We start from the raw sequence: 20,323 nt of genomic DNA on the forward strand, positions 1-20,323 counted from the left end.
CATTAACTCGCTTCAAGCTGCTGGCGCCACAAAACCTGTGGGAGCGAGCTTGCTCGCGATGGCTGCGTCACATTCAGCATAGATGTTGCCTGACCCACCGCTATCGCGAGCAAGCTCGCTCCCACTGGGATGGCAGCGTGCGTTAGATTGCGCTACTGGTTTTCGCTCACCTCGAGCTGCCCGTCCCAGCCACCGCCCAGCGCGGCGATCAACTGCACGCTGGCGATCAGGCGGCTTTGCAACAGGTCAAGGTTACTGCGTTCATTGTTCAGCGCCGCCGCCTGGGTCACCACCACATCGATGTACGCGATCAAACCGGCCTTGTATTGGTTCTGGGTCAGGCGCAACGATTCGCGGGCGGCGTCCAGTGCCTGTTGGCGCACGACGGCTTCGTCCTCGAGCACCTTGAGCTGCACCAGGAAGTTTTCCACTTCGCGGAATCCGTCCAGCACGGTCTGGCGGTACTTGGCCACCGTTTCGTCGTAGGCCGCTTCACTGCGGTCGACTTCCGCCGAGCGCTGGCCGCCGTCGAACAGGGTCATGGCCAATTGCGGCCCGACCGACCAGAAGCGGTTCGGCAGGCTGAACAAGTCTTTCGAGGTACTGCTGCTGTAACCACCGTTCAGACTCAGGGTCAGGTCCGGGTAATAGGCAGCCTTGGCCACACCGATGTTGGCGTTGGCGGCGATCACCGAGCGTTCGGCCGAAGCGATGTCCGGGCGACGTTCCAGCAACTGCGACGGCAGTGCCAGCGGTACTTGCGGCAACTGCGGAATGTCGGTGCTTTCCGCCAGGCTGAACTCGGCTGGTGGCAGGCCGATCAGCACGGCAATGGCGTTCTCGAACTGCGCACGTTGCCAGATCAGGTCGATCATGTCGGCTTCGGTGCTTTTGAGCTGGGTCTGGGCCTGGGCTACAGCATCCTTGCCCGAGACTCCTGCGCGGTACTGGTTCTCGGTCATCTTCAACGAACGCCGATACGCCTCGACCGTGTCCTGGAGCAAGCGCTTCTGGCCATCGATCACCCGCAATTGCAGGTAGTTCTGCACCAGTTCCGACTGTTGGCTCAGGCGCATGGCCGCCAGGTCGGCAAAGCTCGCCTGGGCATTGGCCGTATCGGCTTCGAGGCCACGCCGCAGTTTGCCCCAGATGTCGGCCTCCCAACTGACGCCGGCCTGGGCGGTATAGGTGTCGCGGATACCACTGGAAGAGCTGCTGAGGCTGGAGCTGCTGCTGCCAGTGCCTTGGCTGGAGCGGGTCTTGCCGGCCGTCAGGTCGACCGTCGGAAAGAACGCCCCACGGGCACTGCGCACCAAGGCCTGGGCCTGACGGTACTGGGCCTCGGACTGGGCCACGGTCTGGTTGGAGCTGTTGAGTTTGTCGATCAGGCCATTGAGCTGTCGGTCACCGTACAACTCCCACCATGCGCCGCGTGCCAGGGCGTCGCTCGGGTTGGCCTGACGCCAGCCTTCTGCGGCCTTGTACTGCACAGGCTCGGCGGTTTGCGGGCGCTGGTAATCCGGGCCGACGGCGCAGGCACTGAGCATCGCCACGCACAGAGACAGGCTCAACAGACACGAGCCTCGAGCCGTGATCAGCGGTGCAGCCAGGTTGAAAAGCGAACGTTCAGTCATAGCGGAGTTTCCAGAGCGGCATCGGTACGCACCCCACGCCATTTATTGAAGCGATGGCGCAGTTTGTCGAGATAGAGGTAAACCACCGGGGTGGTGTAAAGCGTCAGCACCTGGCTGAAGATCAGTCCGCCGATGATGGTCAGGCCCAGCGGCTGGCGCATTTCCGCCCCTTCGGCGCGACTGAGCAGCAACGGCAAGGCACCGAGGATCGCCGCCAGCGTGGTCATCAGGATAGGTCGCAAACGCTGCAGGCAGGCACTGCGAATCGATTCCAGCGGCGCCATGCCCTGATGTCGCTCCAGCTGCAACGCCAGGTCGATCATCAGGATGGCGTTTTTCTTCACCACGCCGATCAGCAGAAACAGCCCCAGCAACGAAATCAGGCTGAATTCTCCGCCAAGCGCATAGATCGACAGTAACGCGCCGACCCCGGCCGACGGCAAGGTCGAGAGAATCGTCAGCGGGTGAATGTAGCTTTCGTACAACACGCCGAGCACCAGATACACCGCCACCAGCGCCCCCAGAATCATCCACGGCTGACTTTTTTGAGTCGCCGCAAAAGCGTCGGCTGTGCCGGCCATTTTCGCGATCACGTCTTCCGGCAGGCCGACCTTGGCAATCGCCCGCTCGATGGCGGCACCACCCTGCTCCACGGTCACGCCTTCGGCCATGTCGAAGGCAATGCTTTCCGAGGCGAACTGGCCTTCGTGGCTGACCCGGTCGTTTTCCAGGCTGTTTTCGTAATGGGCGATGGTCGACAGCGGGATCCGCGCGCCATCGGCGGTGATCACCTGGACCTGCTTGAGGGTGATCGGGTCCTGGGCGTATTTCGGATTGACCTCCATCACCACCTGATACTGGTTGAGGCTGTCGTAGATGGTCGATATCTGCCGCTGGCTGTAGGCGTTGTTCAGCACCGCCGTGACCATGTCCATGTCGACACCCAGGCGCTTGGCCTGGTCACGGTCGACGATCAGGGTCACTTGCCGCGCGCCCCGGCCTTCGCGCGCGTCGATCGCCGTCAGTTCCGGCAAGGCCTTGAGCGCGGTGACGACTTTCGGATACCACTCGCGCAACGCCCCCAGATCGCCGCTTTGCAGGATGTACGAATATTGCGAGGTGGTCTGCTCGCGGCCGCCACCGAACTGCAGGTCCTGGTCCGCCATGAGCATCAATTGTGCCCCGGGAACCTTGGGCATTTCCTTGCGCAGGCGCTCGATGACTTTCTGCGCGGAAAGGCTGCGTTCCTTGATTGGCTTGAGGCGCACCAGCATGAAGGCGTTGTTGGTGCCGTTGTTGCCGCCGATGAAGCCGGCGACGCTTTCCACCGCCTCGTCCTTCAACACTGCGCGGCGGAAAATTTCCATCTTCGGCTGCATCACACTGAACGACAGACCGTCGTCGCCACGTACGAAACCGATCAGCTGCCCCGTATCCTGCTGAGGCAAAAATGTTTTAGGAACAACAATATACAGCGCAATGTTAATGCCAATTGTCACGAATAGGCTGAGCAACGTCAGACGCTTGTGGCGCAGCACCCAGTCGAGGCTGGTGGCATATTTGCCGACCATCCATTCGTTGGCCCGCTGGCTCCAGCGTTGCAGGCGGTTCTCCTGACCCGGCGTATGCGGCTTGAGCCAGCGGGCGCAAAGCATCGGGGTCAGGGTCAGCGACACTACCAGCGAAACCACGATGGCCGCCGCCAGGGTGATCGAGAATTCGCGGAACAGGCTTTCGATGATCCCGCCCATGAACAGGATCGACAGGAACACCGCCACCAGCGACACGTTCATCGACAGCAAGGTAAAGCCGACTTCCTCGGCGCCGAGGTACGCGGCCTTCATCGGGCGCACGCCTGCGTCGATGTGCCGGGAAATGTTCTCCAGCACCACGATGGCATCGTCCACCACCAGCCCGGTGGCCAGGATCAGCGCCATCAGCGACAGGTTGTTCAGCGAAAAGCCGTAGAGGTACATCACGGCAAAGGTGCCGACCAGCGACACCGGCACCGCCAGGGTCGGGATCAGCGAAGCGCGGAAGTTACCAAGGAACAGGAACACCACCAGGATCACCAGCGCCACGGCGATCAGCAGGGTCATTTCCGCCTCGTGCAGCGTGGCCTTGATCACCGGCGAGCGGTCCATGGCCAGGTTGAGCTTGACGCTGGCCGGCAGCACCGCCTGCAACGCCGGCAACTGTGCCTTGATCTCGTTGACCGTCTCGATGATGTTGGCACCGGCCTGGCGGTTGATCACCAGCAGCACCGCCGCGTCGTCGTTGAAGAAACCGCTGTTGTAGCGGTCCTCGACGCCGTCGCTGACCTTGGCCACATCCTTCAGGCGCAGAGCCGCGCCGCCGTTGTAGTGGATGATCAGCGACTCGTAGTCCTTGGCTTTTTCCAACTGGTCGTTGGCCTGGACCTGCCACAGCCGCTGGTCATCTTCGACCGAGCCCTTGGGCCGGCGCACGTTGGCATTGGCGATAGTGTTGCGCACATCGTCCAGGGCCACGCCGTACTGGTTCAGCGACTGCGGTTCGAGCTCGATACGCACCGCCGGCAGCGAACTGCCGCCGATCTGCACCTCGCCTACGCCCTGTACCTGGGACAGGCTCTGGGACAGGATCGTCGAGGCCAGGTCATAGAGCTGGCCTTTTTCCAGCACATCCGAGGTCAGCGACAGCACCATGATCGGCGCCTGGGACGGGTTGACCTTCTTGTAGGTCGGCATGCTGCGCATCCCGCTCGGCAGCAGGGTGCGCGAAGCGTTGATGGCCGCCTGCACTTCCCGCGCCGCACCGTTGATGTCGCGGTCCAGGTCGAATTGCAGGATCACCCGGGTCGAACCCTGGCTGGAGCGGCTGCTCATGGTGTTGACCCCGGCAATGCTGCCGAAGGAGCGTTCCAGCGGCGTGGCCACGGTCGACGCCATGACCTCGGGGCTGGCCCCGGGCAGGCTGGCCTGGACCACGATCACCGGAAAGTCCATTTGCGGCAGCGGCGACACCGGCAACAAACCGAAGCTCACGCCGCCCAGCAGCATGATCGCCAAGCTCAGCAGCATGGTCGCGACCGGGCGCTTGATGAAAGGTCCCGAAAGGTTCATGGCTGCTCTACCGCTTCCACGGACTCAGGCTTGCGACCCCAGCGCCGACCGAGACGGTCGAAATACAGGTAGATCACCGGCGTGGTGAACAGCGTCAGCACCTGGCTCAGCAGCAAACCGCCAACCATCACCAGACCCAGCGGCTGGCGCAGTTCCGCACCGGAACCGGAGGCCAGCATCAACGGCACGGCACCGAAGAGCGCCGCCAGGGTGGTCATCAGGATCGGCCGGAAACGCAGCAGCGCCGCCTGATAGATTGCCGTTTGCGGGTCCATGCCCTGATTGCGTTCGGCGTCGAGGGCAAAGTCGATCATCATGATCGCGTTCTTCTTGACGATACCGATCAGCAGAATGATGCCGATGATCGCGATCATGCCCAGGTCATTGCCGCTCAGGATCAACGCCAGCAAGGCGCCCACCGCCGCCGACGGCAATGTCGAAAGAATGGTGATCGGATGGATGTAGCTCTCGTAGAGCACGCCCAGCACGATGTACATGGTCACCACCGCCGCCAGGATCAGCAGCAGCGTGCTCGACAACGATGCCTGGAAAGCCTCGGCGGCGCCCTGGAACTGGGTCTGCACGCCAATCGGCATGCCGATGTCCTTCTGCACCTGCTCGATCAGCTCGACTGCATGCCCCAGCGCCACGCCGGGCGCCAGGTTGAAAGACATCATCACCGCCGGGAACTGGCCGATATGGGTAATCGCCAGTTGCGCCTGACGCTCTTCGATGCGTGCCAGGCTGGACAGGCGCACTTGCCCGCCATCGGTGGTCTTGACGTGAATCTGGTTCAACGCATCCGGGCCGAATTTCTCTCCGGACTGTGATTGCAGGACCACGCGGTATTGGCTCGCCTGGGTGTAGATCGTGGAAATCTGCCGCTGGCCGAAGGCGTCATACAGTGCATCGGTGATGTTCGACACCGACACACCGACCCGCGACGCCGCATCGCGGTCGATCACCAGATAGACCTGCAAGCCCTTGTCCTGCAAGTCGCTGGCGACGTCGGTCAATTCCGGTCGGTCGGCCAAAGCCTCGACCAGCCGCCCGCTCCACAGGCTCAGCAGCTCCGAGTCCGGCGACGACATGCTGAACTGGTACTGCGTGCGGCTGACCCGGTCTTCGATGGTCAGGTCCTGCACCGGTTGCATGAACAGGCGAATGCCGACCAGTTTGTCCAGCTCCGGTTGCAAGCGGGCGATGACTTGCGTTGCGCTGAGGTCGCGATCGTTGTGCGACTTTAGGTTGATCAGCAAGCGACCGCTGTTGAGGGTCGAGTTGTCACCGTCCACGCCAATGTAGGACGACAGGCTCTCGACCGCCGGGTCCGCCAGAATCACCTTGGCCAGCTCCTGCTGACGCTCGCTCATGGCCGCGAAGGAAATCGATTGCGGTGCTTCGGAAATGCCCTGGATGACGCCGGTGTCCTGCACCGGGAAGAAGCCCTTGGGCACCACCATGTACAGGAACACCGTCAACCCCAGAGTGCCAATGGCCACCATCAGGGTCAGCGGCTGGTGCTTGAGCACCCACTGCAACTTGCGTCCGTAGGCGGCGATCATCCAGTCGATGAACGCACCGCTGGCACGATAGAAACGCCCCTGTTCCTCTTCCCTGGGTTCACGCTTGAGCAGGCGCGCACACATCATTGGCGTCAGGGTCAGGGACACGACAAGGGAAATCAGGATCGCCACCGCCAGCGTGATGGCGAATTCGCGGAACAGGCGCCCGACCACGTCCGCCATGAACAGCAGCGGGATCAGCACGGCGATCAGCGACAACGTCAGGGAAATCAGGGTGAAACCGATCTGTTTGGCGCCCTTGAGCGCGGCGTTCAGGGGGCTGTCGCCCTCCTCGATGAAACGCGAAATGTTCTCCAGCATGACGATCGCATCGTCCACCACGAAACCGGTGGCGATGGTCAGGGCCATCAGGGTCAGGTTGTTGACCGAGAATCCGGCCAGGTACATCACGCCGAACGTACCGATCAGCGACAGCGGTACGGCCACCGACGGAATGATCGTGGCACTGGCGCGACGCAGGAACAGGAAGGTGACCATGACCACCAGGGCGATGGCGATCAGCAGTTCGTGCTGCACGTCCTGGACCGAGGCGCGGATGGTCTGGGTGCGGTCGGTCAGCACCACCACGTCGAGGCCGGCCGGCAGGTTGTCGGTGATGCTCGGCAGCAGGGCCTTGATCCGGTCCACCACCTCGATCACGTTGGCGCCGGGCTGACGCTGGATGTTCAGCAGCACGGCCTGGTTCTCGTTGGCCCAGGCCGCCAGGCGCTCGTTTTCCGCGCCGTCGACGATTTCCGCGACGTCCTTCAGTCGCAACGGCGCGCCGTTGGCGTAGGCCAGAATCAGGTTGGCGTAGTCCTTGGGCGACGTCAGTTGGTCGTTGGCATCGAGCATCGAGACCCGGGTCGGACCGTCGAAGTTGCCCTTGGGCTGGTTGACGTTGGACGCGCCGATCAGCGTGCGCACATCCGACAGGTTCAAGCCGTTGGCCGCCAGGGCCTCGGGGTTGACCTTGATCCGCACGGCCTGGCGCTGACCGCCGGCAATGCTGACCATGCCGACACCGCTGATCTGGGCGATTTTCTGCGCCATGCGCGTATCGACCAGGTCGTTGAGCTTGGGCAGCAGCATGGTCCTGGACGTGATGGCCAGGGTCAGCACCGGTGTATCGGCCGGGTTGACCTTGTTGTACACCGGCGGTGCCGGCAGGTCCTTGGGCAGCAAGTTGGTCGCGGCGTTGATCGCCGCCTGCACCTGTTGTTCGGCCACGTCCATGTTGATGTCGAGGCTGAAGCGCAAGGTCAGCACCGACGCGCCGCCGGAACTGGTGGACGCCATTTGCGTCAGGCCGGGCATTTGCCCGAACTGGCGTTCAAGCGGTGCAGTCACTGCGCTGGTCATGACATCCGGGCTGGCGCCGGGGTACAGGGTCATGACGCGAATGGTCGGGTAATCAACCTGGGGCAAGGCCGACACCGGCAGCAACCGATAAGCGATCACGCCGGCCAGAATAATGGCCAGCATGCTCAGCGTGGTGGCTACCGGGCGAAGGATGAACAGCCGCGAGAGATTCATGCGCCGCCCTTTTTCGCCTTGTCAGTGGTCGCAGGCGTTGCCGCGTTGGCCGCCGACTTGCCTTGCAGGTGTTCAGTGGGCGTGGCCGGCACGTCCTCGCTGTCGTTGACCACCTCCACGTCACTGCCGTCCTTCAGGCGGTCGGTGCCTTCCAGTACAACCCGGTCACCCGCCGACAGGCCTTCGGTGACCACGGTGTTCACTCCGTCGCTGGCGCCGACTTTCAACTGCCGGATCTTGACCTTTTTGTCACCGTCCAGGGCATAGACGAACGTGCCGTTGGTGCCGAACTGGATCGCGGCGGAAGGCGCGAGTACGACGTTCTTGAGGGTATCGGCGAGCAGGCGCACGTTGACGAATTGGTTGGGGAACAGCGACTGGTCGCGGTTCTCGTAACGGGCCTTGAATTTCAGGGTGCCGGTGGTCACGTCGATCTGGTTGTCCAGGCTCTGCAGCACGCCGGTGGCCTGGAGTTTGGTGTCACCGCGATCCCAGGCTTCGGCCGGCAATTTGGCGCCGCTGCGATAACGGGCGAGCACGGTGTCGAGGCTGTTTTCAGGGAGGGTGAAAGCAACGCTGATCGGTTGGGTCTGGGTAATGATCGCCAAGGCGGTGGTGTCGTTGGCGGCTACCAGGTTGCCGACATCGAGTTGCCGCAGGCCGACGCGTCCGGTGATCGGTGCGCGGATCTTGGTGAATTCGAGATTGAGTTTGGCGTCGTTGACCGCCGCCTGATTGGTCTTGACCGTGCCCTGGAACTGACCGACCAGTGCTTCGGCGGTGTCCAGGGTCTGTTTGGCAATGCTGTCTTCGCGGTACAGGCCGCGATAGCGCTCGACGTCGACCTGGGCGTTTTTCAGCTGCGCCTGATTCTGCAGCAAGGTGCCTTCGGCCTGGAGCAAGGCGTTCTGGTAAGGGCGCGGGTCGATTTCGGCCAGCAGGTCGCCCGCCTTGACCATCTGCCCTTCTTCGAAAGCGATCTTGACCAGCTCACCGCCGACACGACTGCGCACATTGATGGTGTTCAGCGCCGTGACCGTGCCCAGCGCCTTGAAGTACAGCGGGAAATCGCCGGTGACTGCCGGCGCCACGCGCACCGGTACCGGCCCCGACGCCCCACCGAACCCCGGACGCATCCCCCCCGACCGGCCGGTATGCCCGGCGACGGCTTTTTGCCCCGCGGCCTCTTTGGGTGCAGCGCTGCCGGGCCAGAATTTCCAGCACAGGACGGCGATGACCAGCAGGACAAGCAGGCCGAACAGCCAGCGACGAGGACTACGGGAAGCGGAGGATTGCATTGAGTGATCAACCATTGGGCGCGTGGGCTTTTTTACATGAGGCTGAACGATAAGCACTGGCGGGTCTTAAGCAAAGCGCCTTTACCGGCAATTTACCTTTGGCTTACGTAGCAGGAGATTTATCCAAGACACTGAAACACAAATGAAAACGGCCTGGACAGAGCCAGGCCGTTAACAATTGTAATGCTTTACTTATTTCAGAACGGCAAGTGCCGCTTCGTAGTTCGGCTCGTCAGCGATTTCGCCAACCAGCTCGCTGTGCAGCACGTTGTCGTTTTCGTCCAGCACGACCACGGCACGGGCGGTCAGGCCTTTCAGCGGGCCGTCAGCGATGGCCACGCCGTAGTTCTGAATGAACTCGGCGCCGCGCAGGGTCGACAGGTTCTGGACGTTTTCCAGGCCTTCGGCACCGCAGAAACGCGCCTGGGCGAACGGCAGGTCAGCGGAGATGCACAGCACGACAGTGTTGGCCACGTCGCTGGCCTTGGCGTTGAACTGGCGCACGGAGGTGGCGCAGGTCGGGGTGTCGACGCTTGGGAAGATGTTCAGCACTTTGCGCTTGCCGGCAAAGTCTTTCAGGGTGACGTCGGACAGATTGCCGGCAACCAGGGAAAAGGCTGGCGCCTTGGAACCGGCTTGTGGCAGTTGGCCGTTGACTTGAACAGGGTTGCCTTTGAGAGTGACTTGAGCCATGAACGGAGTCCTTCTGAACGTTGTGGTGGAGAATTTTGACGAGGCCGAAGTTAACCACGAAATTGTCCGACGACCTATGGTCAAACATGAATTGTCATGTAACAGGGCACAAAACTGGATACAACCCACAAACTTGTGGGAGCGAGCCTGCTCGCGATGGCGTCAGATCAGTCACTAGCGATATTGGATGACATTGCGCTTTCGCGAGCAGGCTCGCTTCCACAGGGTTCGTGTGTCAGCCGAACAACTCGGCAAAAGTACAGAGTACGCCCTCACCCGCCGCTTCCCGAGGTTCAGGACGAAAGGCACACGTCATCGACGAAAACTTTTGTCAATACTCTGTCGAATTGCTCCAACGTCGTTCGATTATAAATCGAGCCACTCAACTGCAACGGAGACGACACCATGCGATTCATGATCATCATCAAGGCCAGCGCCGATTCCGAAGCCGGCGTGATGCCCAGCCAGGAACTGTTGACCGCCATGGGCAACTACAACGAAGAACTGGCCAAGGCCGGGATTCTCCTCTCCGGCGACGGCCTGCAGCCGAGCAGCAAAGGCGCCCGCGTGCGATTCGCGGGTGACAAGCGCACCGTCATCGACGGCCCCTTCATCGAGACCAAGGAATTGATCGCCGGCTTCTGGATTTGGCAGGTGAAGTCCAAGGAAGAAGCCATCGAATGGGTCAAGCGCTGCCCCAACCCGATGCCCGGCACCGAAGCCGAGATCGAGATTCGCCAGGTGTTCGAACTGGACGACTTCGGTGCGCAACTCACGCCCGAGCTACGTGAGCAGGAAGAGCGAGTGTTCGGGTAAGTGAAGAAGTGCTGAGCGTAACGTACAGTGGGTCAAGTCCGGAGTCGGCGGGGAAAACCAGGATGTAATCGTCGAATCGGGGGACATCCTCTTCGCCGGTCATGGGTTCGAGTATCGGCACCGGCGAAGATTGCACAAAACCCACGCGGCGCGATGAGGTTTGAGCTTCGGGCGTACTGGTTTCAAGCGTGGTCGGGGCTGTCAGGCAGATGGTCATCGGTATCGCGCCATCAGTGGCGAAACTGAATGTGTTCAGTTGCGGATCATGCTGCACCGCCCTCACCCTGACCGACTCATGAATACCAAGGACCGGGGCAATGTATACCTGCACCAGGGCTTTGACCTCGCGCAAGCCCTTGAACATCTTTCCAGGATTGGCGCGGACTATCGTCGCGCCCATTCTGAAAGGGACCTCTATCTTCGATTGGCTCGCCGCCAACGACAGCCAATCCTGCCCCTCCAGCGGCATCAATTCCACGAGTGCCACACTGTGAGCATGAATCTGAGTATCCGCACGACTTGAAAACTCAAAGCGCAGCACCGCAGCACAAAGGTTTCCATCGCTCGGTTCGGCGCAAGTGTTCCGCCAGGTAAGTTCGGCAACGACCGAACGAATGGCCTTGAGCCAATCGATCTGTTGACTCGACAACAAGCCCGATGGCCCACCCTCCAGCAAAACATCCGGACGTTTGTGAACAGAGGCCAATGACGCAGTAATCACGCTGCCAACCTGAGCCAGACTGCGAGCCCCCATCAATTGCTTCTGCGCCTGTATCAACAGCCCTTCTGCCTGGTCATGCAAGGATCGGTGGCGCTGGGCAAATGCTGCCAATCGTCCAATGTAGCGCACCTGTAATGCGTTGACCTGTTGAGCGATGTTCTGCCACTGCGCTTGCTCGGACCGAGCATAAGCGAGGTTACGCTGGGCATCGTTTTTTGCGAACTCCACTATCATTTTCCAGGACTCGAACTTCCTGACTGCGGTTATCGCTTCATGCTGAACATGTTCCAGTGCAAGGATGTTCGTCTCCAGGACCGGAATGTCAGGTGTGCCGCCTGACTGATCATGCAATTGCTGGATACCTTGTCCAAGCAGATCAAACGTCGTTTCAATAGCCCTTTCCGATATGACCACGTCTGCAGCAATTTTTTGAACTTTTGCGAGGCTGCGCGCAACAGGAGTGTTGGGTATCGACGGAACAGGTATGGACACAGGCTCTTGCTTGAACGCTGTCATACCCTGCCTGTCGTGCCAGTCCCTGACCTCATGCACAACCGATTCCGGATCATTGATGTTGGTAACGTCATCAGGATAAAACAACAAGTCCGCCCCCTTGGGATGACCAACGATTCGGTCAAAGTGATTGATCAACTGGTTATGGGCATGTTTGGGTAGATCCACGGCCCAGATCTTGTCGACCAGTGCCTGGAATTCCGTTGCGGTGTACTCCTGGAGTATTGGTTTAAGTTCCATCTTGGGTTCTTCCTTGTATGTATTTCGCAGCAATGGCACCTGCTCAATCCTTGAGAGCAGGTGCGCAGGGATCGTTCAAAACTTTCCAAAATTCACAATCAGTCGTGATCTTTGTCGATCAAAGTAAAGACCAGCGTTTTAACTTCCATTGCAGCCGTGTATTGAAATACGACCTTTTTGCCCGGATAAACAGCAGGATCCAGTGGATAGGACTCCCACCCACCTGTTTGGCCCATCGGCTGAGGCATTTTGATTGGGCCTCTTGATTCCATTGGCTCGCCAAAAAGCGCGTGGACGTCGGACTGGGTCATTACCAACTTATAAGGCTCAGGAAGTTCGCCTTCATATTTCAACGTGCCAGGTGTTGTCTTCATCAAAGTTACAAACAAACTATCCAACACTTTTGTTTCATACCAGAATGTCAACTCTATTCCATTTTCTATCTCGAGATCCAATCGGTCACAACCGGGATAAAGCTCAGCAAGAGATTGGGCGGGAATAACTCCGTTCGCCAACAATGATTCTTGAGTGTGACCAACCCCCTCTATAAGCTCCACAACCTTTGCCGCTTCCATTAATACCACCCCTGTTGTTTATGAAGAATATGCAACTGCTCGCGCCCAATCTCGATGCTGCCTTCGTCCATACCCGAATCAAGCAACCCGATTTTAATCGCATCAAAATTCTGATCCACAGCTTGTTTCAGATCAGATGCATCGTGAGAGCGTTTTATTGCGGTATTACGCCCACCATAGGTTTCACTGAATTTTCTGTGCACTTCAGCGGGTATCGCTATGCTCGGGGCTCGCTGAACATAATCCCTACGTTCACGCGGTGTCATATCGGCGAAGTTTTCTAGAAGGTACTCCTCCAACGCTCTCCGCGATGGAATATGGTCAATATCCAACCCATCTCCCCTACTGCGACCACTTAGCTCGTTGTACGGCCCAACCTCCAACGGCACAACCGGCGGGCCAACGAAAACCAGTCCGGACGAAGGTAAATCCATATCCCCCGGAAACCCGGGAATACTCCCACCAATCTCCCCTTCATCAACAGCCGGAAAGGTCTCGTTTTGCGGTAGGACCGGGATGGCCGGGTTGCCGGGATAAACCAAGGGATCGATTGGCGTGGTTGGCGACGTCGTCGACCCGAGGTGTTCGCTGCCCGGCGGCACCAGGGGTTTCCATGTTGCGGCCGGGGGGATCGGCCAGGGCACATCCGCAGGAACGATCCCCAGCCAGCCCTCGGCCGTGCGGGGTGCCTTGATGCTGATCTGGTCGAGGTTGTATGGATCAGACCAAAACTCCGGCCGCTCCTGATAACGCAGTTCGAACGCTCGGTTTTCACCCACCCATGTGCTTTTTGGCGCGTAGGGGGCGAAACCTTGTTCGATGCGCTTTTGGTTCACCTCATCGAAGGGCGAGACAAGTTGGTGATGCTCTCCTATCGTTCGCCACAGCGCTTCGTCGAAGGCCTCGAACGACTTGAATTCGCGCCCGCGAAACTGCTCGCCGACTTGTGTCGGGATGCCGGCACCGTTGGCCAGGCTGGCCGCGTTCCACCAGTCGACCGCCGCCGTTTGCCCTGTCCCGGTGACAACGCCCGTACCCATGGGTGGCACGCTGAAGGACAGATAAATGGGCGCCAGGCCAGGCACACAGACAATACAATCCTGAATGCGTAAATCGACACCCGCCGGAATGTCCTGGACCTGCGGCTCCGTCACTGTCAACCGAGCCGGATTGACCGTCGCTGCCTGGGGCATGGCCTCGGGCGCGAACTGCAGGTACCGGGTGGGTGATCCGGGGATTTCAGCGCTGTAGTGACCGGTAAGGGGGTCCAGCACAGCATTCACCACGGGAACCCGAGGATCTATCTCGCCCCCGGTGCCGACGACGATGACCGCGGTGCCTTCCGCTACCGGTACGGGCTTTAACCGGAACTCCGCCTCTACCGAGCCGCCCGCATCAGCCAGCGCTTGCAACTCGCGACTGTCGTGCAGATCCAGAGCCTGCGCCGGAACGGCGATGGCGTGAAACAAACGAGTTCGCTGTTCGGGGGTTAACTCCCCATTCCCTAACTCGGACGAGTAGGCCATTCCCCCGATAAATATGCCAACTTGCCCAACGGTGAGCGTCCCCAGGACACCGCCCAATGCAATAATTGACCGCGTTACCGCCAGTGCCAAGGCCTCAGCCGCTCCAGCAATCCATACCCCATTGGGGTTGAACAGCACCGAAGCAGCAGCCATCGACGCCGTACCCGGCAACCGCAGGGTATTCGCCTGACCGACCCGCTCTACCCGTGCATCGGCATCAGCCTGCTGCTTGAACCGAACGCGCGCCTCACGCAGCTCGGCGTACTGACGCTGACGCTCCCAGAGGGCTTCCCTCTCCCGCCAGACAATGCTCTGTTCAGCATGGTACCTGGACAGAACGCTGGACTTTTCCGAGAGCGCATTGATTTGTGCCGACAACAATCTCGCTTCGTGGGCGGCGTTGTAGGCGTTTTCCCAGATCTGATGACCACTCTCGAGCCCGTCGCCAAACTGATCCAGCCGCGCCAGGTAATCATTCGTCGAACGCGAAAGCGCATCGTGCCCATCGAAAGAATGGGCGGCCGCCTTCCTTTCAATCAGTTCTGATGTTTTGCGGGTAATCAACCCGTCTATTTCGCTTTTTTCTTTGCTGATTAAATACAGCTGCCAACGCTCGCTGCTCGAACCTCTGTCATGGTGCTGTCGAGCCGCGAGGATTTCTTGTTCGAGCGAGGGCGCCAGTTGCAGGTTTTTTGCAGAAAAGCGTTGGTCGATAGCTGCTCTGACGCTGGTGTATCGAGGTATCCAGCCTGCGAGCAATTGCTCTCGCGTTTGCACGCGAGCCTGTTCCCGAGCCCGTTCTGCCTCGGCTGCGGCCTCGGCGCGCTTGCGAGCCTCAGCGGCAAGAAACGCTTGCTTGACCCGTCTTCTGGCGTCTTTTGTACGTTGACTGACGCCGCCAAAGGCCCCTGACGCGCCGACGCGGTTGCCGCCTGAACCACCACCGCCCCCGCCGCCACCGGAAGCCGGTGGCCCCGACCTGATGACCACATCCCCTGTTGATCCATCGTGCAATGTTCGCTGTGCCATACAGTCTCTCCTTGTCTGTAGGGCACAGCTTGTTTACAGGGCAGCGGTCAGGTGCGGTACATATGTATAGGATGCGACTGGCTTACGGAATCAATGAGCGATCGGAGGGATTAGAACCCCTCTCAAACGTGTCAGTGCTTTTAGCTTATGCTCCCAACACACTGATCCGTATTAACTTTTTAGTACACAAAAACAACGAGAATCCGCACACAAAACGAAAGAATTAATTCATTCGACTGGATAACTCATGTTTAGATGCTTAACTCTATCTGACGCGTCCTACGGCTCGTTCAGAAAAGGATTACGGAGTAACGGCCAAAAATAAGGTCGAGTACCCAATGAGCCACCAGGGAATCGGGGGAGTCATGTCGAAAAATATTGAGATGCGCGCCTGTCTATCGGCGAATCTGCATTCGCCCGGCTTTTATGCCCGGGCACACTCCCGCAGCCCGTCCACCCTGTCGCCCGCCGCAAGGCCTTCGGCTGACTTTCAGAACAATTGTCGCTCGGCACCCAACCGTCCGTTCTACGGCGTGTTGCGCCTTTATCTGCCAAAACCGGAAGTCACCAGCGGCCAATGGAAAGTTGCGCTGCCGACACCGGTCATCTCAAAAAAATAAGTGGAGTCAGTCATGATCAGGCCTTTTGTAGTGCGCCCCCTGTTGGCGCTGTGCATGGTCAGCGGTAGCCCCTTGGTACTGGCGGTCGAGGGTGGCGTCGGCCGCCCCATCACCGGACAACAAGTGATTTCCAACGCCGGTATCGTGCCGCCGGAGCCCGGCTGGGTGATGTCCCTGACCAGTATCTGGTACGACGGCGACCTCAAGGGCAGTGCCCAGGTGCCGATCGTTGGCGCGGTAAGTAACGGGCTGGACATGAAAGTGTCCTACACCATGGCCAACTTCACCCATGTCTGGGACACCGGCAAGGGTCGCTGGAACTACGCCTCGGCCATTGGCGTTCCGGTGCAGTACACCGACATCACCGCGAGTATCACCGGCCCTCGCGGCAGAACCCTGGGCACCTCGGACAGCGGCACCCAGTTCGCCGACATGCTGGTGACACCGATTGCCGCCGGCTATCACTTCGACGAACTCAACCACATCTCGTTCTCGCTGCCGATCTACGTGCCGACCGGGGCCTATAACGACGACCGTCTGGCCAACCCCGGGCAGAACACCTACACCTTCATGCCCACCGTGGCCTTCACTCACCTGGACGGCAAGGGCGGTGAGTTCACCCTGTCCAGTGGACTTGAGTTCTACAGCGAAAACGACGCCACGGATTATCAGAACGGTGACCTGTTCACCCTCGACGCCCTTTGGACCCATGGTTTCGGCAATGGCTGGGCCGCCGGTGTGGCCGCCGGATACATCCAGCAGATCAATGATGACTCCGGGTCTGGCGCCACCAGCGGCTTCCGTGGCCGCTCCGTCGGTGCCGGCCCGGCCGTGGGCTGGACCGGCAAGTTCGCCGACGCCCAGGCCAACTTCAATTTGCGTTGGGTGCCAGAGTTCGACACCAAGAACCGCCCTGAAGGCAATGGCATCAGCGTCAACATGACCCTGGCATTTTTCTAGGAGACCGCATGAGCGCACTCGACGACCTCAACGCCCTGCAAGCCAGCATCGCCGAAGCGGTGCTCGGCCAGGACCAGGTGATCCGGCAGATGCTCGTCGGCTTGCTGGCCAACGGGCATTTGCTCCTCGAAAGCCTGCCTGGCCTGGCCAAGACGCGCACGGTCAAGTCACTGGCCAGGCACCTGGACGCAAAGATGAGTCGCATCCAGTTCACCCCGGACTTGCTGCCGTCGGACATCACCGGCGCCGAGGTGCTGCATCAGGTCGAAGGCAAGAACGAAATCCGCTTCCAGCCAGGTCCCCTGTTCGGCAACCTGATCCTGGCCGACGAGATCAACCGTGCGCCGGCCAAGGTCCAGGCGGCATTGCTGGAAGCCATGGAAGAACGCCAGATCACCGTGGCCGGCAACAGCCACGCATTGCCCGAGCTGTTCATCGTGGTCGCCACCCAGAACCCGATCGAACAGGAAGGCACCTATCCGCTGCCGGAAGCGCAGATGGACCGTTTCCTGATGAAGGTGCTGCTCGATTACCCAAGCGCGGAAAACGAAAGCCAGGTGCTGCGTCTGCTGCGTGTAGAAGAACAGGCACTCGGCGCCAGGACGGCTGCGGTGCCGGGCTTCTCCCTGTCGCAGGACGTGATCTTCGCCGCGCGCCGTGAAGTCAGCGCCGTGCACGTATCGCCGGCCATCGACCGCTACCTGATCGACCTGATCAACGCCACTCGCCACCCGGCCGACTACGACGCCGACCTCGGCCGCTGGATCAACATCGGCGCCAGCCCGCGTGGCGGCATCGGACTGGATCGCTGCGCCCGCGCCGATGCCTGGTTGCAGGGGCAGGACTTCGTGTCGCCGGACAACGTCCGCGCCGTGGTGCACCCGGTGCTGCGCCATCGCCTGCAACTGAGTTACGACGCCGTGGCCGACGGCGTCAGCGCCGACCAGGTGCTCGACCGCCTGCTCGATAAAGTGGCGGTTCCGGCCTGATGAACAGCGTCGATGGCCTGGTGTATGTCTCTCTGGCGCAATTGATGGCACTGGAGTTCAAGGCCCGCGACCTGAGTTTTCTGGCGCGTCAGCCCCAGGGCAGCATCCTGGCCGGCAACCACGCTTCGCGTTTGCGTGGCCGGGGCCTGAACTTCGATGAGCTGCGCCGCTATCAGCCGGGGGACGATTTGCGTCACCTCGACTGGCGCGCCTCCCTGCGCACCGGCAAACCGGTGGTGCGAACCTTCACCGAGGAGCGCGACCGCCCGGCGCTGATCCTGGTCGACCAGCGCATGTCGATGTTCTTTGGCTCGCAACGCAGCTTCAAATCCGCCGTCGCCGCCGAGCTCGGCGCCCTGGCGGCGTGGATGGTGTTCAACGCCGGCGACCGCGTCGGCGGACTGGTGTTCAACGATCAACGCATCGACAGCATCGCCCCGCTGCGCAGTCGCAAACGCATCGAAGCACTGTGCAGCCGCATCGCCCGGCAGAACCAGGAACTGAATGCCGCCAACCCGGACGCCGAAGGCGAAGACCAGCTCGACAAGGTCCTGCAACATTGCCTGGCCGTGGCCGGTCACGATCACCTGATCTGCATCGTCAGCGACTTCGCGGGCGCCGGCGAACGCACCTTGCAACTGATGCGGCAACTGGCGGCCCATAACGATGTGATCGCCATGCAGGTCTATGACCCGCTGGCACTGAACCTGCCGAAAAACGGTCGTTTGCTGATCACCCAGGGGCAATTGCAGGTGGAGCTGGCGGTGGATCGGCAACAGGTGCACCAGCCACTCGGGGATTTTCTCAGCGGCCGGCTCAAGGATGTCGCGACATTGCTGCGCCGCAGCCAGGTGCCGTTGATGATGTTCAGCACGGCCACAGAGGCCCACGAACAACTGCGCGCCGAACTGGGCAAACTCGCCGGAGGGCGTCGATGAATCCCGACATCCCGAGCATCGACCAACTCAAGGAAATGGCCCTGCCGGCGCCGGTCAGTTACGCACCGCAAACCTGGGGTTGGTGGGCGTTGCTCGCACTGTTGATCATCACACTGGTGGTCACAGGCGCACGGCGGTACTGGCAATGGCGGCGCGATCGTTATCGGCGCGAGGCGTTACTGCGGCTGGAGGAATTGCAGCAGCGCAGCAATGACCTGAGCGCGTTGCGCGAACTTCCGGAGCTGCTCAAACGCGTGGCCCTGTCGATGCCCTCCCGACAACACACAAACCCTGTGGGAGCTGGCTTGCCAGCGATAAGGCATTCACATTCAACATTGATATCAGCCGGCAAACCGCCATCGCTGGCAAGCCAGCTCCTACAGGGGCCCGCCGCATTGGGGAATGGGGACTGGCAGGCGTTTTTGCAGCGGCACAGCAAACAGCCGCTGCCCGCCGACTTCAGCCAACAGTTGGCGCAGCTCGCCTATGCGCCTGACGCAACATTGCAGGCCCTGCCGAACGACCAGCGCCAGCAACTGTTCAACACCTGCAAAATCTGGGTGGAGCGTCATCATGTGGCAGCTTGATTACCCTTGGTTGCTGATCCTGTTGCCGCTGCCGTGGTTCGGCTATCGCTACCTGCCCGATTACCGTGAAGCGCGCAGCGCCGTGCGCGTACCGTTTTTCGCGGCGATGAGCCGTGCCGTCGGCCAGGCACCGAGCCAGGCCGGCACCCGCAGCAACCGCTGGCAGTTGTTCCTCAATCTGCTGGTCTGGACATTGTTGCTGGTGGCGGCGAGCCGGCCGGTGTTCGTGGAAAAACCCATCGAACGCCAGCAGCCAGTGCGTGACCTGATGTTGGCCATCGACATTTCCCAGTCGATGGAAACCACCGATTTCACCGACGCCAACGGCCAGAAGATCAATCGCCTGGCCGCGGTCAAGGAAGTGGTGCACGGGTTCATCGACAAGCGCAAAGAAGATCGAATCGGTCTGATCGTGTTCGGCACCGGGGCCTATCCGCAGGCGCCGTTGACCCTCGACCACGCCAGCCTGTCACTGTTGCTGGACGACACCGGCATCGGCATGGCCGGCCCCAACACGGCCATCGGCGACGCCATCGGCCTGAGCCTGAAACTGCTGGACCAGGCCCACGAACAGGAAAAAGTGCTGATCCTGCTCACGGACGGCAACGACACCAGCAGCGCCATCACCCCGGACCACGCCGCCGCCATGGCCGCGGCCAAAGGCGTGGTGATCCACACCATCGGCATTGGCGACCCGAATGCCGAGGGCGAAGCCAAGGTCAACCTGCAAGGCTTGCAGGACATTGCCCAGGCCACGGGCGGACGCTTCTTCCGCGCCGAAGACCGCACCGCCCTGGATCAGGTCTACAGCACCCTGGACAAACTCACCCCGCATGAGGTCAAGACCCTCAGCCATCAGCCCAAACGCGATCTGTTCTGGTGGCCGCTGGGCGCCGCCATCGCCCTGCTGGCGATTTATCACCTGGGTGCCCTGCTCCTTCCGCGCCTGATGTTCGCGCGCCAACGGCAGGAGGCCTGA

General features: G+C 60.7%; 15 protein-coding genes. 7 read left to right on the top strand and 8 right to left on the bottom strand.

The features are described 5' to 3' along the window. Positions 1–152 precede the first annotated feature (152 nt). The 5 genes from EI969_RS06025 to tpx all read right to left on the bottom strand — a co-directional run bounded on the left by EI969_RS06025 (position 153) and on the right by tpx (position 9,830). Positions 153–1,634 carry an efflux transporter outer membrane subunit gene (locus tag EI969_RS06025; RefSeq protein WP_160386522.1) on the bottom strand — a complete coding sequence of 494 codons (1,482 nt, stop codon included), beginning with the start codon at positions 1,632–1,634 and terminating at the stop codon, positions 153–155. After that, a complete protein-coding gene (locus EI969_RS06030; RefSeq protein ID WP_160386524.1) occupies positions 1,631–4,738 on the bottom strand; it encodes an efflux RND transporter permease subunit in 3,108 nt (1,035 codons plus the stop codon). Before EI969_RS06030 ends, EI969_RS06025 begins: the two co-directional genes overlap by 4 nt. Then, complete coding sequence (locus EI969_RS06035; protein ID WP_160386526.1) at positions 4,735–7,839, bottom strand: MdtB/MuxB family multidrug efflux RND transporter permease subunit; 3,105 nt, start codon at positions 7,837–7,839, stop codon at positions 4,735–4,737. Before EI969_RS06035 ends, EI969_RS06030 begins: the two co-directional genes overlap by 4 nt. Beyond that, positions 7,836–9,152: an MdtA/MuxA family multidrug efflux RND transporter periplasmic adaptor subunit gene (locus tag EI969_RS06040; protein WP_160386528.1), complete on the bottom strand. Its 1,317-nt coding sequence runs from the start codon at positions 9,150–9,152 to the stop codon at positions 7,836–7,838. Before EI969_RS06040 ends, EI969_RS06035 begins: the two co-directional genes overlap by 4 nt. Positions 9,153–9,329: 177 nt before the next feature. Then, positions 9,330–9,830, bottom strand: a complete 501-nt coding sequence (gene tpx, locus EI969_RS06045) for a thiol peroxidase (RefSeq protein WP_103393591.1) — start codon at positions 9,828–9,830, stop codon at positions 9,330–9,332. A 405-nt stretch (positions 9,831–10,235) separates the two neighbouring features. Between tpx and EI969_RS06050 the strand changes: the two genes are divergently transcribed. Continuing rightward, positions 10,236–10,646, top strand: coding sequence for a YciI family protein (locus tag EI969_RS06050; protein WP_160386530.1), 411 nt, complete (start codon positions 10,236–10,238; stop codon positions 10,644–10,646). On the opposite strand, the gene EI969_RS06055 is transcribed toward EI969_RS06050, so the two are convergent. The 3 genes from EI969_RS06055 to EI969_RS06065 form a co-directional block, all read right to left on the bottom strand. Then, entirely contained in the window at positions 10,603–12,120 is a 1,518-nt protein-coding gene (locus EI969_RS06055; protein ID WP_160386532.1) for an S-type pyocin domain-containing protein, read from the bottom strand. The genes EI969_RS06050 and EI969_RS06055 overlap by 44 nt on opposite strands. Before the next feature lie 98 nt (positions 12,121–12,218). Then, positions 12,219–12,695 (bottom strand): DUF6392 family protein, encoded by a 477-nt coding sequence (locus EI969_RS06060; RefSeq protein WP_160386534.1) that lies wholly within the window; start codon positions 12,693–12,695, stop codon positions 12,219–12,221. Beyond that, complete coding sequence (locus EI969_RS06065) at positions 12,695–15,250, bottom strand: S-type pyocin domain-containing protein (protein ID WP_160386536.1); 2,556 nt, start codon at positions 15,248–15,250, stop codon at positions 12,695–12,697. The genes EI969_RS06060 and EI969_RS06065 overlap by 1 nt, the downstream gene beginning before the upstream one ends. Positions 15,251–15,588: 338 nt before the next feature. Here EI969_RS06065 and EI969_RS30925 point away from each other — a divergent pair, with 338 nt between their 5' ends. Genes EI969_RS30925 through EI969_RS06090 form a run of 6 tightly spaced genes read left to right on the top strand, consistent with a single transcriptional unit; the run spans position 15,589 to position 20,323 of the window. Continuing rightward, positions 15,589–15,870: a hypothetical protein gene (locus EI969_RS30925; protein WP_178120569.1), complete on the top strand. Its 282-nt coding sequence runs from the start codon at positions 15,589–15,591 to the stop codon at positions 15,868–15,870. Between the two features lie 12 nt (positions 15,871–15,882). Further along, positions 15,883–16,830, top strand: coding sequence for a transporter (locus tag EI969_RS06070; protein WP_160386538.1), 948 nt, complete (start codon positions 15,883–15,885; stop codon positions 16,828–16,830). Positions 16,831–16,838: 8 nt separating this feature from the next. Next, positions 16,839–17,819 carry a MoxR family ATPase gene (locus EI969_RS06075; RefSeq protein ID WP_160386540.1) on the top strand — a complete coding sequence of 327 codons (981 nt, stop codon included), beginning with the start codon at positions 16,839–16,841 and terminating at the stop codon, positions 17,817–17,819. Then, on the top strand, positions 17,819–18,757 hold the full coding sequence (locus EI969_RS06080; protein ID WP_160386542.1) for a DUF58 domain-containing protein: 939 nt from the start codon (positions 17,819–17,821) through the stop codon (positions 18,755–18,757). Before EI969_RS06075 ends, EI969_RS06080 begins: the two co-directional genes overlap by 1 nt. Next, positions 18,754–19,344 carry a DUF4381 domain-containing protein gene (locus EI969_RS06085; RefSeq protein WP_160386543.1) on the top strand — a complete coding sequence of 197 codons (591 nt, stop codon included), beginning with the start codon at positions 18,754–18,756 and terminating at the stop codon, positions 19,342–19,344. The genes EI969_RS06080 and EI969_RS06085 overlap by 4 nt, the downstream gene beginning before the upstream one ends. Beyond that, positions 19,331–20,323 (top strand): VWA domain-containing protein, encoded by a 993-nt coding sequence (locus tag EI969_RS06090; RefSeq protein WP_160386545.1) that lies wholly within the window; start codon positions 19,331–19,333, stop codon positions 20,321–20,323. The genes EI969_RS06085 and EI969_RS06090 overlap by 14 nt, the downstream gene beginning before the upstream one ends.

It is taken from the genome of Pseudomonas sp. PB101 (assembly GCF_009764265.1).
GTDB lineage: Bacteria > Pseudomonadota > Gammaproteobacteria > Pseudomonadales > Pseudomonadaceae > Aquipseudomonas.